This is a genomic window from Pseudoalteromonas sp. SG41-5 (assembly GCF_014164495.1).
In the GTDB taxonomy this organism is placed as follows: Bacteria; Pseudomonadota; Gammaproteobacteria; order Enterobacterales; family Alteromonadaceae; genus Pseudoalteromonas; species Pseudoalteromonas rhizosphaerae.
The window spans coordinates 1-316 of sequence record NZ_JACJFH010000312.1 but is presented as its reverse complement, the minus strand read 5'-3'; the positions used below and the strand labels follow the sequence as shown (position 1 = coordinate 316).

Sequence of the window (316 nt, the reverse complement as noted above, 5' to 3'; positions counted from 1 at the left end):
TTATCCTTTATCATGGGTTCCCTGCCCACTTAGGTTGTCTTTGGCAACTCAGGATAAACTCAGTATTAGGTTATTAAGCTTTTGAAAACTCTTCTTTTGATAACTCACCGTTTTGGTCAGTATCAAGCTCTGCAAATGTTGTAGATGTAATACCACCCATTGATGCTTCTTGCTGGCTCAGAGCTCCATTCCCATCAACATCTAGCGTATCAAAATCGGTAGCAGCAAACGCCGCTGATGAAGATGCCAGTGCGATAAGTGCTAATGTTTTATTTAATGTGTTCATAATTAATATTCCTTCAATGTACTATCAAAA

General features: G+C 38.6%; 1 protein-coding gene. It reads right to left on the bottom strand.

What is annotated here, in order from left to right; all coding sequences use genetic code 11:
- Nucleotides 1–73: 73 nt before the first annotated feature.
- Nucleotides 74–286 (bottom strand): calmodulin, encoded by a 213-nt coding sequence (locus H5232_RS23795; protein ID WP_145241752.1) that lies wholly within the window; start codon nucleotides 284–286, stop codon nucleotides 74–76.
- Nucleotides 287–316 lie beyond the last annotated feature (30 nt).